The sequence below is a fragment of the Thioalkalivibrio sp. ALE11 genome, from assembly GCF_000381205.1.
In the GTDB taxonomy this organism is placed as follows: domain Bacteria; phylum Pseudomonadota; class Gammaproteobacteria; order Ectothiorhodospirales; family Ectothiorhodospiraceae; genus Thioalkalivibrio.
Genome location: NZ_KB906174.1, coordinates 64,247 through 80,607, shown reverse-complemented (window position 1 = coordinate 80,607; position 16,361 = coordinate 64,247). Strand labels below are relative to the sequence as shown.

At 66.2% G+C, this 16,361-nt stretch carries 9 protein-coding genes; 5 read left to right on the top strand and 4 right to left on the bottom strand.

Annotated elements, in window-relative coordinates; all coding sequences use genetic code 11:
• The coding region (locus F620_RS14865) for a helix-turn-helix domain-containing protein (protein ID WP_155987011.1) at window positions 1–166 on the bottom strand (166 nt) is incomplete at its 3' end.
• Window positions 167–923: 757 nt separating this feature from the next.
• Here F620_RS14865 and F620_RS0111335 point away from each other — a divergent pair.
• The 5 genes from F620_RS0111335 to F620_RS15375 all read left to right on the top strand — a co-directional run bounded on the left by F620_RS0111335 (window position 924) and on the right by F620_RS15375 (window position 11,454).
• A complete protein-coding gene (locus tag F620_RS0111335) occupies window positions 924–4,505 on the top strand; it encodes an EAL domain-containing protein (protein ID WP_026331438.1) in 3,582 nt (1,193 codons plus the stop codon).
• Window positions 4,506–4,512: 7 nt separating this feature from the next.
• Window positions 4,513–5,484, top strand: a complete 972-nt coding sequence (locus tag F620_RS0111330) for an ABC transporter substrate-binding protein (RefSeq protein ID WP_019570639.1) — start codon at window positions 4,513–4,515, stop codon at window positions 5,482–5,484.
• Entirely contained in the window at window positions 5,481–9,353 is a 3,873-nt protein-coding gene (locus F620_RS15635; protein WP_019570638.1) for a PAS domain-containing protein, read from the top strand. The genes F620_RS0111330 and F620_RS15635 overlap by 4 nt, the downstream gene beginning before the upstream one ends.
• A gap of 22 nt (window positions 9,354–9,375) precedes the next feature.
• Window positions 9,376–11,238, top strand: coding sequence for a diguanylate cyclase (locus F620_RS0111320; protein WP_019570637.1), 1,863 nt, complete (start codon window positions 9,376–9,378; stop codon window positions 11,236–11,238).
• A gap of 75 nt (window positions 11,239–11,313) precedes the next feature.
• Window positions 11,314–11,454, top strand: a complete 141-nt coding sequence (locus F620_RS15375; RefSeq protein WP_019570636.1) for a hypothetical protein — start codon at window positions 11,314–11,316, stop codon at window positions 11,452–11,454.
• Between the two features lie 132 nt (window positions 11,455–11,586).
• On the opposite strand, the gene F620_RS0111310 is transcribed toward F620_RS15375, so the two are convergent.
• The 3 genes from F620_RS0111310 to F620_RS0111300 all read right to left on the bottom strand — a co-directional run bounded on the left by F620_RS0111310 (window position 11,587) and on the right by F620_RS0111300 (window position 16,230).
• Window positions 11,587–12,525, bottom strand: a complete 939-nt coding sequence (locus tag F620_RS0111310; RefSeq protein WP_018936973.1) for a DmsC/YnfH family molybdoenzyme membrane anchor subunit — start codon at window positions 12,523–12,525, stop codon at window positions 11,587–11,589.
• Window positions 12,526–12,552: 27 nt separating this feature from the next.
• Entirely contained in the window at window positions 12,553–13,248 is a 696-nt protein-coding gene (locus F620_RS0111305) for a 4Fe-4S dicluster domain-containing protein (RefSeq protein WP_026287828.1), read from the bottom strand.
• Between the two features lie 72 nt (window positions 13,249–13,320).
• Window positions 13,321–16,230 (bottom strand): molybdopterin oxidoreductase family protein, encoded by a 2,910-nt coding sequence (locus F620_RS0111300; RefSeq protein WP_019570635.1) that lies wholly within the window; start codon window positions 16,228–16,230, stop codon window positions 13,321–13,323.
• Window positions 16,231–16,361: the final 131 nt, after the last annotated feature.

Sequence of the window (16,361 nt, the reverse complement as noted above, 5' to 3'; positions counted from 1 at the left end):
TACGCGCCTCGTAGGCACCGCCATCGCCGTTGCGCTTCAGCTCGCGACTGATCGTGCCCGGGCTGCGGCCCAGCGTCCGCGCAATCGCCCCCTGCGAGCGCCCCAGCCCGCGCAACGCACTGATCTGATATCGTTCTTCCTGGGTCAGCTGCCTGTAGTGCCTCATCGGTACGCCTGAATGGGTTTGGGGTGAGAGCCACCCATTCTACGGCGGCAGCTGGCCCACCCCTTCCGGGTTCAGGCGTTGCAGTTATTCTGTGAATTCAGGAAGCCATCCGGCAACGCTTCCGCGAGCCGGAATCAGCCTGATTATACGGATCACATCCGCCGGGATCCCGACAGCCCGCACCGCCCGGCCAGAACGGCTGAACCGCACTCCACCCACGCCCTATCAGTCAACATAGTTGTCGCCATATTGCTGCAGGGGCAACGACCACAGTGACCGGCAGCTATCGCTCATTCGGAAGGCAGAATGATTGTGCCCAGATCTGTTACACAGTCTCCGACGCATAGATCGAAGCAGTGTAAAGCGTAACAAAACGTAGTTCGATGTTTTTCCCGTCATGCAGCCGTATTCTGCCTGCATAGCGTATTTACACCGTTTTTCGCCCACTGGTATCCACACCATACGGGCATATATGTACCGTACTCCGGAGGTGGTCAGAGGTTCGAATCCTCTCGGGCGCGCCATTCTCCCCGATGCCGGCCCGCCCCCGTGATTCCCTTCCTCCACACGGAGCAGTCTGCGGTGTCAGCATATACGCGTACGGCTACCCCGATCCGCCCGACTTCGGGCCCGACTGCCGGCGATTCACACGCCGCCCCGGGGACATATCGGGCTCGAGACCGATCATGCGTTATCTTGGCCAGCATCTCCGCCATAATCGGCAGCGCATGATGTCCGGAAACCGGCACCCCCCGCGATGCAGACTCGCCACCCGCCGCCCGGGTGCACGCGGGCGTCCCGCGTCCGGAGGCGCATGAGGCGTTCGAACGCGACCCACTGGCTGCGAGCCGCCTGGCTGCCGGTGCTGCTGAGCCTGGCGGCGGCCGCCGGGGGGGCGGCGCTAGCCGGGGCACCCGAGTTCGAGGAGGTCTTCGATCAGCACGGGGTGGTAATGCTGTGGATCGAGCCGGAATCCGGCGAGATCGTCGATGCCAACCCCGCCGCGGCGTCCTTCTACGGCTACTCGCGGGAAGAACTGCGTGGCATGCCGATCCAGCAGATCAACACCTTCACCCCGGAGCAGGTCGCCGAGGAGCGCGAGCTGGCCGCGCGCGAGGGGCGCAACTATTTCATCTTCCGCCACCGCCTGGCCGATGGCGAGATCCGCACCGTGGAAGTGCATTCCCATCCGTTCCCCTTCGACGACCGCACCCTGCTGCTTTCGGTCATCAAGGACATCACCCCCGGCCGCAACCTGGAACAGGGCCTCTGGCATTATCAGGAACGTCTGGAGGAAATGGTCGAGTTGCAGTCCGCCGAGATCGTGGCGCGGGAGCGCCAGCTGCGGTACTGGCTGATCGGCGGCCTGGTGGTACTGTCCGGGCTGGTCGTCGCCCTGGCGCTGAACATCCGCCGGCGCCGGCGCATTGAACATGACCTGCGCACCTTCAGCCAGGACTTTCACACCTTCCTCGACCAGACCACCGATTTCATCTATTTCAAGGACGCGCAAAGCCGCATCCGCTTCTGCAGCCAGCCGATGGCACGCGTCACCGGGCACGATGACTGGCGCGAGATGGTGGGCAAGCATGATCGCGAGATCTTCCCCGCGGATACCGCGCGGATCTACGAGGAGGAAGAGCAATCCATCTTTGCCGAGGGCCGGCCGGTACTCAACCGGGTCGACCCGTTCTACGACGCCGATGGTCGCCGGGGGTACGTGCAGACCCACAAGTGGCCGCTGTTCGACTCCCTGGGGCAGGTACGCGGCGTGTTCGGCATCAGCCGCGACATCACCGAGCACAAACTCATCGAACAGACCCTCTCCACGCTCAACGGCGAACTGGCCCGGCTGGGCGGCGAGGAGTTCTTCCAGCGCGCCTGCCGCCTGCTGTGCGAATCGCTGGGGACCGAGATCGCCTTCGTTGGCCGCCTGGAGGAGGGGCAGCATCGGGTTGAGGCGTTTGCCGGCTGGGCCGACGGTCAGCCACTGACGCCCTTCCGCTACGATCTGGCTGGCACCCCCTGTGCCAACGTGACGAAAGACGGTACCGCCTGTTACCCGGAGAACATCCGGAGCCTGTTCCCGCAGGACCACCTGCTCGAGGAGATGGACATCGAGGCCTATGTGGGGCACAACCTGATCGACCGGCAGGGCCGGGCCCTGGGGATCCTGGTGACCCTGAGTCGCCAGCCACTGAAGGAACGCCTGCACGACCTGGCCCCCGCCATGCTCGGGCTGTTCGTTGACCGTGTTGCCTCCGAGATGCAGCGCAGCGAGGCCGAGGACCGGCTGATGCAGGCCGCCAGCGTCTTCCATCATGCCAACGAGGGGATCCTGATTACGGACCCGCAGGGCCGCATCCTCGACGTGAATGCCGCCTTCTCGCGCATCACCGGCTACCGGCGCGAGGAGGTGCTGGGCCGCAATCCGAGCATGCTGCAGTCCGGCAAGCACGACGAGGCCTTCTACGCGGACCTGTGGCAGACCCTCGAGGCCGAGGGGAGCTGGTCGGGCGAGGTCTGGAATCGGCGCAAGGACGGCGAACTGTACGCCGAGATGCTGACCATCAGCGCGGTCCGCGATGCCGCGGGTGCGGTGCAGCGCTATGTCGGGCTGTTCTCCGACATCACCCCGCTGAAGGAGCAGCAGCGACAGCTGGAATACATGGCCCATTTCGACGCGCTCACCGGGCTGCCCAACCGGGTATTGCTGGCCGACCGTCTGCATCAGGCCATGGCCCAGGAGGCGCGGCGTGGACAACAACTGGCGCTGGTCTACCTCGATCTGGACCGCTTCAAGGACATCAACGACGGTCACGGCCACGAGGTGGGCGATCGCATGCTGGTCGCGCTGGCGGAGCGTCTGAAGGGATGCCTGCGCGAAGGCGATACGCTGGCACGGCTGGGCGGCGACGAGTTCGTCGCGGTGCTGCCGGACCTGCCGGACGTGGAATCCGCCCAGCCGCTGCTACACCGCCTGCGCGAGACCGCATTCCGGCCGGTGCACGACGGCAGGCACCACCTGCAGGTCACCGCCAGCCTCGGGGTCAGCCTGTATCCGCAGGCCGAACCCGTGGACGCCGACCAGCTGCTGCGCCAGGCGGACCAGGCGATGTACCAGGCCAAGCTGGCCGGCGGGGACCGCTACCACCTGTTCGATGTGGCATTCGATCGCAATCTGCGCGACCAGCACGAGGCCCTGGAGGCCATCCGCCAGGGCCTGGCGAACGACGAGTTCGTGCTCTTCTACCAGCCCAGGGTGTCGATGCGCAGCGGCGAACTGGCAGGGGCCGAGGCCCTGATCCGGTGGCAGCATCCGGAGCACGGCCTGCGGCCCCCGGGCGCATTCCTGCCGCAGCTGGAAGGCCATCCGCTGATGGTGGAGCTGGGCAACCGGGTGATCGAGATGGCGCTCGCGCAGATCGGGCAATGGCGCGAACAGGGCCGCCCGCTGACGGTCAGCGTCAACGTGGATGCGCTGCAGCTGAGCGACCCCGATTTCATCGCCGGGCTGCGCGCTGCCCTCGCCCGCCACCCCCGGGTACAGCCCGGGGACCTGGAACTGGAAGTGGTCGAGACCAGCGCCCTGCAGGACATCACCCACGTGTCGTCCCTGATCCACGAGTGCCGGGAGCTGGGCGTGCGTTTCTCGCTGGACGATTTCGGTACTGGCTATTCCTCGCTGTCCTATCTCAAGCGCCTGCCGGTCGAGACCCTCAAGATCGACCAGTCCTTCGTGCGCGACATGCTGTACGACCCGGACGATCTGTCCATCCTGCACGGGATCATCGGCCTGGCCGGGAGCTTCCAGCGCGAGGTGATCGCCGAAGGGGTGGAGACCGAACTGCACGGCGAGATGCTGCTGCAGCTGGGCTGCGAGATGGCCCAGGGCTATGCCATCGCCCGCCCCATGCCCGCCGACCAGCTGCTGTCGTGGCAGGCGCAGTGGCAGCCGCACGCCAGCTGGACGCAGGCCACGCCGGTCGCGAACGAGCTGCGCCCGATGCTGTTCGGCATCGTCGCCCACCGCGCCTGGGTCAACTCGCTGCAGGAGTTCCTGCAGGACCGGACGGAATGGCCGCCCGAGCCGGATCCGCGACGGTGTCCGTTCGGTCGCTGGCTGCATGCCCATGACCCCGACGGCGACCGAATGCCGTCGATCCACGCCCTGCACGATCAGGTCCATCAGCTGGGCGATGAACTGGTCCGGCTCAAACGCGAGGGCCACGCCGCACGGGCCCTCGCCCGGTTTGGCGAGATGGAGGCGCTGAGCCACCAGATGACCGGCGCGATCCGTGGCCTGATCGGCGCGCATGCGCCCCGGCCGGAAGAATGAAGCGGACATGTACATGGATCGACGCAGCTTTCTGGTCGCCGCCGGCGCCACCCTCCCCGCCCTGCTGGGGGCCTGTGGCCGGCCGGAGCCGCCACTGGAGATTGCCGGCCACGTATGGCCCGGCTACGAGCCGATGTTCCTGGCCCGGGCCATGGGCTGGCTGGACCCCGAGCGGGTCCGGCTGCGCGAGACCGCTTCCGCCAGCGAATCCATGCGCCGGCTGGCCACCGGAGAGGTCCATGGTGCGGCGCTGACCCTGGACGAGGTGCTGCGGGTGCGCGCCGGGGGTACGGATCTTCGCATCGTGCTGGTCTTCAACATCTCCGCGGGGGCCGACATGGTGCTGGCGCGCCCCGCGATCGAGACCCTGGAAGAGCTGGCCGGGCGCCGGATCGGCGTGGAAGACTCGGCCCTGGGGGCCCTGATGCTCCACCACACCCTGGACACGGCGGGCCTCAGTCGCGACGAGGTCGAAACGATGTCGCTGACCATCAACGAGCAGGAGGCCGCCTGGGAGCAGGATGAGGTGGATGCCGTAGTGACCTATCAGCCCGTCGCCGACCGCCTGCTGGACAACGGCGCGCACGTCCTGTTCGACAGCCGGGCGATGCCGGACACAATCTTCGATGTCCTCGCGATCGAGGCCGGCCACCTGGAACGGCTCGAACGCTCGACCCGCCACCTGATCGCGGCGCATTTCCGTGCCCTGCATCACCTGCGCGCCAACCCGGTGGACGCGGGCTACCGCATGGCGGAACGCCTGGGGGTCCCCGGCCACCGCGCCATGGAAACCTTCCGCGGACTGGTACTGCCGGATCCGGCCAGCAATCGCCGTCTGCTGGCCGGTGCCGATTCCCGGGTCCTGCAGGCGGCACGGGAGATCGCCGGCCTGATGGGAGATGCGGACGCGCCGCTGGACCGCGACTTCGGGGATGAACTGGTACGCCCCGATCTGCTGCCGCGCGAGGAGCCCCGATGAGATACGCGATCGGGATCGCAGCCCCCCTGCTGGTCGCCCTGCTGATGCTTGCAGCGACGCCGGCGGTGGCCGAACGCAGCGTGACCGTGGGGATCCTGGCCTTCGAACCGGAGGATATGGCCCGCGAGCGCTGGGAGCCACTGATCGAACACCTGGACGCGCAACTGAAAGACGTGACCGTGGACGCGGTGATCGCCGATTACTCGGCCCTGGAGGAGAATCTGCGCAACAACCGGCTGGATTTCCTGCTGACCAATCCCACCCACTTCATCCGCATCCGCAGCGACAGCCACCTGTCGGGTGCCCTGGCAACCCTGGTCCCCATGCACCACGGGACACCGCTACGCGGATTCGGCGGGGTCGCCTTTACCCGCGCCGGCGACGACCACATCAATGACTGGGAAGACATAGCCGGACAACGCATCGCGGCCGTAGTGCCCGAATCACTGGGCGGCTATCAGGCACAGGTCAGGGAGCTGCGCGAACGCGGCGCGACACCGCGGGATGCAGACGTCGAATTCACCGGAATGCCGCATGACCGGGTGGTGGAACGGGTCCTGGACGGCGAAGCGGACGTAGGGTTCGTGCGCATCGGGATCCTGGAGCGCCTGCAGGATGCCGGTCGGATCGACCCGGAGGAGATCCGAGTGATCGCCCGCCAGGACATGGCGGATTTCCCGCTGGCGTTGTCCACCCGGCTGTATCCGGAATGGCCGTTCATCGCGATTGGCCACGTGCCCCGCGAGCTCAGCCACCGCATGCTGGTCGCCCTGCTGGAGCTGGACCGCCAGTCGGCACCCGCGCAGGCCGCGGGTATCGACGGCTTTGCGGTTCCCATGGACTACGAACCGGTAGAAGAGCTGGCGCGCGAACTCCGGCTGCCGCCGTACGACGCGACCCCGGAGCTCACGGTGCAGGAATTCCTGGAAACCTACGGCCGCCAGGTGACCCTGGTACTGGTGGTCGCCAGTCTGATGCTCGTGTTGATCCTCGGCCTGGTGCTGGTGAACCGTCGCCTGACCACAGTGCGCCGGGAACTGGAAGACAAGGCGGCGGCGCTGGAGCGCAGCGAGGCCCACGCGCGCGCACTGATGCGGGCCCTGCCGGACAGCCTGTTCCGGATGGACCGCGACGGCACCTTCATCGAATGCGAGGCCGTCTCGGAAGAGATGCTGGTAATGGCGCCCGAGAATTTTCTCGGACGGCGTCTGGACGAGCTGTTCCCGCCCGCCTCCGCGGAACAAGGGACGCGGGCGATCCGCGAAGCGCTGGACAGCGGCGAGGTCCGCGACTTCGAATACGACACGACCGCACTGGGCATGCCCGGCCATTTCGAGGCGCGGGTGGTCCCGCTGAACGACCGCGAAGTGCTGATGATCGTGCGCGACGTCAGCCAGCGTTTCGCGATCGAGGCTGCGCGCAGCGAGGAACGCCGCTTCCGCGAGAACCTGCTGGCCAGCCTCGGCGAAGGCGTGTTCGGCATCGACCGGGAGGGCCGTTTCACCTTCATCAACCCCACCGGATGCCGCCTGCTGGGCTTCGCCGACCAGACCGAGGCTCTCGGGCGGGATTCCCACACCACGACACATCACAGCCATCCGGACGGCTCGCATTATCCCGCGCAGGAATGTCCGATCCACGGGGTTCTGGTCAGTGGCGAGACGGTGGAGGCCTGGGAAGACCATTTCTGGCGCCATGACGGCGAGTCCTTCCCGGTCCTGGTCTACGCCTCGCCCATGCGCGACGACACCGGCGAACTGACCGGCGTGGTGGTGTCGTTCCAGGACATCTCGGTGCGCAAGGCGATGGAGCGGGCCCTGGCCGACAGCGAGGCCCGCTTCCGCCTGGCCCAGGAGGCCGCGCGATTCGGCATCTGGGAATGGGATCTGGCGGAAGACCGGATCCACTGGGATGCACAGTGCTGGCGGATGCTGGGCGAGGACCCGGCGGAGGGCCAGCCGCTCGCTTACGAGGACTGGCGCCAGCGCCTGCACCCGGAGGATCTCCCCGAGGCCGAGGCGCAGGTGCAGCGCCAACTGGCCGAGGGCGGGAAATTCTCCATCGAATTCCGCTACCGCATGGCCGACGGTGGATGGTTGTGGACGCTGGGTCGGGGACGCGTGGTCGAGTGGGGCCCGGAGGGCGAGCCGCGGCGGATGACGGGCATCCACGTGGATATCCAGCGGCTCAAGGAGGTCGAGGCCGAGCTGCGCGAGCGCGAGAACGAGCTCGCGGAGGCCCAGCGGATCGCGCACATGGGCAACTGGATATCCGATTTCCGCTCCGGCAAGATCCGCTGGTCGGAGGAGGTCTACCGCATCTTCGGTCTGGGTCACGACCAATGGGGCGCGACCGAGGCGGCCTTCATGGAACGGGTCCACCCGGACGACCGCGACACGGTCCGCGCGGCCATCGATGCCTCGGTGAGCGGCCCGGGTGTGCCCTATCAAGTGGAACACCGGATCCTGCGCCCGGACGGCGAGATCCGCACGGTCTACCAGCAGGGCGAGGTGGAATTCGACGACGAGGGCACGCCTCTGTGGATGCTGGGGACGGTGCTCGACATCACCGAACGCAAGGCCACGGAAGAAGCCCTGGCCCGGCGCCAGGCCGCCGATCGCGCGACCTCCGACATCGCTACGCGTCTGGTGACCCGACGCGACGTGGACCGGGCGATCGAGGAATCGCTGGCGGTGCTGGGGGAACTGCTGGGGGCCAGCCGGTCCTGGGTCTTTCTGTTTCGCGAGGACCGAGGGATCCTCGACAACACCCATGAATGGGCCGCGCCCGGGGTGCCACACCGAAAACAGGAACTCCAGGGACTGGCCCTGGCCGACTTCCCGGACTGGCAGCGACGGATGGCCCATGAACGTCTGATCCACATACCCGATGTAGAGACACTCGGAGAAGCGGCAGACAGGGAACGGGAATGGCTCCGGGGGCTGGGGGTGCATGCGCTGATGGCCGCGCCCCTGCTGGCGGCCGGCGAACCCCAGGGGCTGCTGGGTGTGGTGGACGTACACGGAACGGCATCCTGGGGGCCGGAGGATGCCGAGACCCTGCGGCACGTGGCGGACCTGCTGGGCAACGTACTGGAACGCCACCGGGTGCAGCAGGCCCTGGAAGGGCTGAATCTGGAGCTCCGCCGATCCAACGAGGAGCTGGAGCAGTTCGCCTATGGCGTGTCCCACGACCTGCGCCAGCCGCTGCGTATGGTCAGCAGTTACCTGCAGCTGCTGGAGCGCAGCCTGGGCGAACGGCTGGATGCGGATCAGCAACGTTTCCTCGGTTACGCCACCGAGGGCGCCCGACGCATGGACCGCATGATCGTGGGCCTGCTGGAATACTCCCGGGTGGGACGCAAGACCGACCCCATGGCGCCAGTGGACACCCGCGAGGCCCTGGACACCGCTCTGGCGTTCCTGCAGCCGGCGGTGACCGAAACATCGGCGCGCATCGACGTCGAAGGCGACTGGCCGCGCCTGATTGCCAGCCAGGACGAGCTGGTGCGCCTGCTGCAGAACCTCATCGACAATGCCCTGAAGTATGTGCCGGGCGACACGCGCCCCGAGGTCCGCGTCGACGGACGCATCGACGGCGACCACTGGGAGGTCCGCGTGCGCGACAACGGGGTCGGGATCCCGCAGGACCAGAAGGATCGCCTGTTCCGGGTCTTCTCGCGCCTGCACGGTCACGGGGAATATGAGGGCAGCGGCATCGGTCTGGCGCTGTGCCGCCGGATCGTGGAACATCACGGCGGCCGCATCGGCGCCGAATCGGACGGACCGGGACACGGCAGCACCTTCTGGTTCCGGATACCCCGCCGGACTCCGGACGACGAGCGAACTGAAAACAACGCAGGCGCATGAAGGGGCCCGTGGAGATTACCCGATGAACGAGACCGCCGAACCGGTCACCGACGTCCTGCTGGTGGAAGACGAGCCGGCGGACGTCCACCTGACGCGCATGGCCTTCGAGGAAGCCGGGGTCACCGCGCGCCTGCATCACGTGAACGACGGTCGCGAGGCCCTGCGGTTCCTGGCGGGTGAGGCGCCCTACGACCAGGCGCCGCAGCCGGGCCTGATCCTGCTGGACCTGAACATGCCGCACATGGGCGGGCTGGAGTTCCTGCAGCGCCTGCGCGAGACCGATCAGGCCGACGCGATCCCGGTGGTCGTCCTGTCGACCTCGGATCTGGAACGCGACATCCGCGCGAGCCGGCAAAACGGGGCGGCCGACTACATGGTCAAGCCGCTGGACATGGAACAGTTCTGCGACCGTGTTCAGCGCCTGGCGAAGGACTGGAACCTGCCGCTGGTGGAGCACGCCCCGTCTCCGACGCCCGCCCCTTCCCCGACCGGGCATCGCGACGCCTCGCCGGAAGTGCCCCGAAAAGGCGGCGACCATGCAACGGCCCCGGCGGACACCCGCGGGGAGGGCGTGCCAGTGCTGCTGGTGGAAGACGAACCCGGGGACGCGGATCTGGTGCGCTTCGGCCTGCGCGGCTCGGCCCGCGAACACTTCGAGGTGAGCTGGGTCGACCGGTTGTCGGCGGTGCCGCAGGCCCTGGACAAGGTTTCGCCCGCCATCGTTCTGCTCGACCTGTCACTGCCTGACAGCACCGGGGTGGACACCGTGCGCGCCGCACGCGAGTGGTTCCGGGACACGCCAATCATCGTGCTGACCGGTTACGACGACGAGGATTTCGCTCTCAGGACACTGGAAGCCGGGGCGGCGGACTACTTGGTCAAGGGTCGTATCGAGACCTCCACCCTGGTGCGCGCGATCCGCTATGCCCGCAGCCGCGCGAGTCTGGAGGGACGTGTCCGCGAATCCGAGGCGCGCATGGCCGCCGCACTCGAAGGGGCCCATCTGGGCCTGTGGGACTGGCGGATCGACGAGGATTTGATGTTTTTCGACCGTCGCTGGGGCGAGCTCACCGGTCTGGCGGAGACGGAAGGTACGGGGTCCGTAGCGCTGTGGGACGGGGCGGTGCATCCGGATGACCGCGAGCGGCGGGACACCGCCCTGCAACGACACCTAAAAGGCGAAACCCCACGCTATTCGACGGAGTTCCGTGTACGTCGCCCGTCCGGCTCCGAGGCCTGGCTACAGGATGCCGGGCAAGTGATCGAACGCGACCGTGACCAGCGCGCCCGGCGAATTGTGGGCGTGGTCCAGGACATCACCGAACACAAACGAATGGAGCAGCGACTGGAAACGCTGGCGAGCACCGACCCCCTGACCGGGCTGGCCATCCGTCGGCTGTTCATGGACGAACTGGAGCGCGAATACGCGCGGATGCGCCGGGAACCGGGCTATGCCGCCGGCCTGCTGATGCTGGACATCGACCACTTCAAACGTTTCAACGATCGCCACGGTCACGAGATCGGCGATCAGGTGCTGGTCGAGTTCGCCGACTGCATCGCATCGGCACTGCGGGCCGGCGACCGCGCCGCACGCCTGGGTGGCGAGGAATTCGCGATCCTGCTCCACGGTGCCTCACTGGAAGACGCCGGGCACACCGCGGAGCGGGTACGGGCGCAGGTAGAGGCGATGGAACCGCACACCGAACGGCCGCACACCGACAGGGTGACCACCAGCATCGGGGTGACCATCTTGCGTGACGGCGACGCCGGCGCCGACGATGCGCTGCGGCGTGCCGATGATGCCCTCTACGAAGCCAAGGACCGCGGGCGCAACTGCGTGGTGGTCGCGGGAGAAGACGAGGGGGCAGAACGCGCCAAAGATTGAGGCAGGTCATGGCGGAACGCCACAAGTCGGGGCTAACTTGGAGCCAGTATGGCTTGAATCTTCAGGGAGAATTCCATGATCACCGAAATCCTGTTTCAGTCCCCCATCGGCATCCTGACCATCGCGACCCTGCTCGGGATCTTTGTTTTCCTCGGCTGGACGGGCTACATCGTGGTGCGAAACGTCCGCAAGGCGGGGCAGGACAAGAACGAATAACCGAGGCAGCGGGGTAAATCCCGGACGCCTGCGGAGTTTGGCACCTGCTGCCCCGCCTCCGGATGACGGAGGCGGGGATTTTTCGTGCCCGGAAAGCGGGCCCGCCCCGGCAGGGGCAGGCCCGGGATGGGCTCAGGTGTGCTGATCGCCGTGGTACAGGCGTACCACGTGCTTCGCCTCGGCGAAGAACAGCCAGCGCTCCATGCCCACACCGATCAGGGCGGAGGCCACCGCCAGCCAGGCCGTTACGGCCGTGGCGCCGGCCAAGACCGCAGCCAATAACAAGGCCGGAATAATGAAGCCCAGCAGGAACACACCCGCTTTCATCATGCTGGTCGTTTTCTTGCTGGGATCGTAGCCGAACTCGTCGGTCAGGAAGGTGCCGGCCGTATGCCCGGTATCCAGCAGCCGGACGGTGGCCCGGTTGAAGGTCGTGGCGGTGTTGATGGTCGGGCCGGTCACCTTCGAGATCCAGAAGTAATAGATCCCCTTGAGGACCGCGGCGATCAGCAGCATCACGATGGCCACGCCGGCGTGCATCGCCGTCGCGTTGCCGAAGGCGCTGGCGATGGCGGCGTAGGCCGCCGAGCCGGTGGCAATACCCAGCATGATGTAGTTCGCCGGAGTCAGCGCGGTGTTCCACTGGCGAATGGTCTTCAGGCAGCCGTAGATCATGCCGGTGGAGAACAGGACGATCACGGCGAGAATCGCTGCGATCAGCGCCGCGATCATGCCCAGCAGCCCGATCTCGGGGCCCTGCAGCAGCACGCTCAGGCCGTAGATTGCCGCGAACGGGTAGAAAAGTACGGCGAATACCGCCTCGCGCGAGAGCCACGACGTCTTGAAGCGCATGAACGAACGCCAGGCGTTCTTCTTGTTGGCCAGGTGGCCGGTGGAGAACAGCAGCCCGACGGTGATCAGGCCGAGCGCGCCCACGCCATGGGCGATCACCTCGCCCTGGCTCATGGCCGGGCCGACGCCCGCCAGGTGGAAGATCACCAGCAGGACGAACAGGCCGTAGCCCGCGCCCGAAGTGACCGTGAACAGGATGACGGAAAGTGCAGGATGCATGGTGGTTTCTCCCCGGGACGCGACGCGTTAGCGCGCCACCATCTTGTTGACCCAGTCCTTTACCGAGCTGACCAGCGTATTGGCACGCACGTCGTCGGTGGGGATGGGGCGGGTGACTCGCGGCGGAAGATAGGTGTTGACCGGCTTGTAGCCAAGCTCGGGCATCTGCTTCACGCCGCCACGCTCGCGCACCAGACGGCTGACCTCGGACTCTTCATCGTCGAAGTCACCGAAGAAGCGGGCGTGGGCCGGGCAGGTGATCACGCAGGCCGGCTGCCGTTCCTCCGGTGGCAGTGCGTCGTCGTAGATGCGGTCCACGCACAGGGTGCACTTCTTCATCACGCCGTCCTCGCGGTCCAGCTCGCGGGCACCGTAGGGGCAGGCCCAGGCGCAGTAGTTGCACCCCATGCACTTGTCCTGGTCGACCAGCACGATGCCGTCTTCCGGGCGCTTGTAGGAGGCGCCGGTCGGGCAGACGGTCACGCAGTCGGCATGATCGCAGTGCATGCAGGACATCGGGATGTTGACGGTCTTGTTGTTGGGGTAGTCCCCGACCTCGTAATGGCGGATGCGGTTGAACCACACCCCGCTGGGGTCCTCCCCGTAAGGCTGGTAGTCGGTCAGCGGGCCAGTGGTGCCGCTGGTGTTCCACTGCTTGCAGGCCACCGCGCAGGCATGGCAGCCCACGCAGGTGTCCATGTCGATCACGAGTCCAAGTCGCATGGTTGGTACTCCTTCAAATCGTTCGTACGGGCGGACCCCGTCGCGGCTCGCGGCCGCCACGGGGCGGCCGGATCAGTTCTTGTCTTTGTCCAGCGAGCCGCGGGTCAGCACGTCGCGGATGTCGCGGTTCAGGTGCACGGGCTTGTGTGCGTGATAGCGGAGCTGGTCCGGTGATTCGGACATGCCCGGGGTGGCCGTGACCTTGTCGAACTGCGGCCAGGAGCCCTCTTCCTCGGGTCCGGCCGGGGTGATCTTGACCTTCAGGTCGTACCACGCGGCCTGGCCGGTGACCGGGTCGGAGTTGGTGATGCTGTCCACCGGATCGCCCTTCTTCGGCAGCAGCTCGCTGATGAGGTGATTCATCAGGAAGCCCTTCTGCGACTCGTTGGCGTCGTCCTTCAGTCCCCAGGCGCCCTTCTGCTTGCCAATGGCGTTCCAGGTCCAGACGGTATTGGGTTCGCAGCCCTCGATCAGCTTGACCTGCACGCGGATCTTGCCGTTGTGCGACTCGAGCCACACCCAGGACAGATCCTCGATACCCATGGACTCGGCCTTCTGGCGGTTCATGTACAGGTAGTTCTGGGCACAGATCTGGCGCAGCCAGGCGTTCTGCGAATCCCAGGAGTGGTACATGAACATCGGGCGCTGGTTGATCGCGTAGAACGGGTATTCGTCCTCGTCGATGCGGGTCTGCTCCAGCGGCTTGTGCCAGATCGGCAGCGGATCGAAAAACTGCGTCAGACGATCCTTGTGCTCCTGTTTGGTCGGCTGCGGGCCGTCATACAGGCCCTGGCCGGCCAGCTTGAAGCGCTGCTGGGTCTCGGAGTAGAGCTCGATGGTGATCGGGTCGGTCTTGCCCACCCAGCCGGCATGCTTGGCCAGCTCGAGGTAGTCCTGGTTGGCGTAGCGGTAGAACTGCTGGCTCTCCGGCAGGTGGTACATGAAGAACCCCTGGTTCTCGATGTACGCCTCCCACTGCTTCGGGTTCGGTTCGCCGCGCAGATGGCTCTGGCCATCCTTGCCGCGATAACCCGACAGGAAGCCGATGCCCGGCTCCTTCTCGTAGTTGATGATGAAGTCCTTGTAGTCCTCGAACTTGCGGCTGCCGTCGTCCCTGGTGAACGCCGGGAACTTCAGACGGCTGGCCAGCTCGACCATCACCTCCTGCCACGGGCGCACGTCACGATCCGGCTCCAGGATCGGATGGCGGATGGAATCCGCCGCCGCGGCGGGTTCGGAGATCGGACGGTCGAGCATGGAGATGGTGTCGTAACGCTCCAGATAGGTGGTATCCGGCAACACCAGGTCGGCAAAGCTGACCATCTCGGAGTTGAACGCGTCCGAGACCACGAGATACGGGATCTTGTACTCGCCGTTGTCGTCCTTGGCCCGCAACATGTCCATCACTTCGGCGGTGTTCATCGTGGAGTTCCACGACATGTTCGCCATGAAGAAGATCAGCGTGTCGATCGGGTAGGGATCGCCGTTGACCGCATTCGTCACCACCATGTGCATCAGGCCATGGTTGGAGATCGGCGCATCCCAGGAGAAGGCCTTGTCGATGCGCAGCGGGTTGCCCTCGCCGTCGATCACCAGGTCTTCCGGCGCGGTCGGGAACCCGAGCGGCGGGCTCTTCAGCGGGGTGTTCGGCGCGCATTCCTTCGCCGGCTTGATGCCCGGCGGGACGTGCTTGGGATACGGCGGCTTGGAAAGGTGACCGCCGGGGCAGTCCACCGAGCCCAGCATGATCTGCAGGAAGTGGATCGCGCGGCAGGTCTGGAAGCCGTTGGAGTGCGCTGAGATGCCACGCATCGCGTGCATGGACACGGGGCGCCCGATGACCTTGTCGTGCTTGCGACCCCAGGAGTCGGTCCACTCGATGTCGAGCTCGATGGATTCCTTGAACGCGACGTGGGCCATTTCCAGCGCCAGACGCTCGGTCTGCTCGGCCGGCACGCCGGTGATCTCGGCGGTGTTCTCCGGGGAGTACTCGTCGCTCAGGTAGCGCTCGGCCAGCAGGGTCATCACGGTCTTGACCGGGCGGCCGTCCGGGGCGGTGTACTCGCCGAACAGCGCCGGCTTGATGTCCACCTGGCTGCCGTCGACGAAGTCTTCCTTCTCCAGCTCCCAGACCAGCGGGTTGTCGTTGTCGTCGCGCAGGATCAGGCCGTCGCCCTGCTGCCCCGGGGTCTGCACCACCAGCTGGGTGGCGTTGGTGTAGCGCACCAGGAAGTCCCAGTCGAACTGGCTGTTCTTCAGCAGCACGTGCAGCATCGACAGCGCGAACAGACCGTCGGTGCCGGGCTTGAGGCCCACCCATTCGTCGGCGATCGCCTGATAGCCGGTACGCACCGGGTTGATGGCGACGAACTTGCCGCCATTGCGCTTGAGCTTCTCCAGCCCGATCTTGATCGGATTGGAGGCATGGTCCTCGGCCACGCCCCACAGCACGTGGTACTTCGTGCGGTCCCAGTCGGGATCGCCGAATTCCCAGAAGGCGAAGCCCGTGGTGTACAGGCCGCCGGCGGCCATGTTCACCGAGCAGAAGCCACCGTGGGCCGCCCAGTTGTAGGTGCCGAACTGGGTCGCCCACAGGCCGGTCAGGGCCTGCATCTGGTCACGCCCGGTAAAGAACGCCAGCTTGCGCGGATCGGTCTCGCGGATCTTCTGCAGGCGCTCGGACAGGGCGTCCAGGGCCTCGTCCCAGGAAATCGGTTCGAACTCGCCGGCACCGCGCTCGGTGCCCGGCTTGCGGCGCATCGGCTGGTGCAGGCGCGCCGGCGACTGCTGTTTCATGATCCCGGCATTGCCCTTGGCGCAGAGCACGCCCTTGTTGATCGGGTGATGCCGGTTCCCCTGGATGTAGCGGACCTTGTTGTCCTCCACGGTGACCTTGATGCCACAGCGGCAGGCACACATGTAGCAGGTGCTGTACTTGATCTCCTGCTTGCCGTGATTCTCGAATTCGGGCAGGGCACTCATGGGCGCGACCTCGTTACGTCGGTTCAGTTGTCCACGGATCATTGTGGACGCCGGCTACCGCCTTGGCCAACGAGAAGTACTTATCCGCAAATAAAGTAGAGTAATCAGTAAAAGAATTTATTTATTCTTGC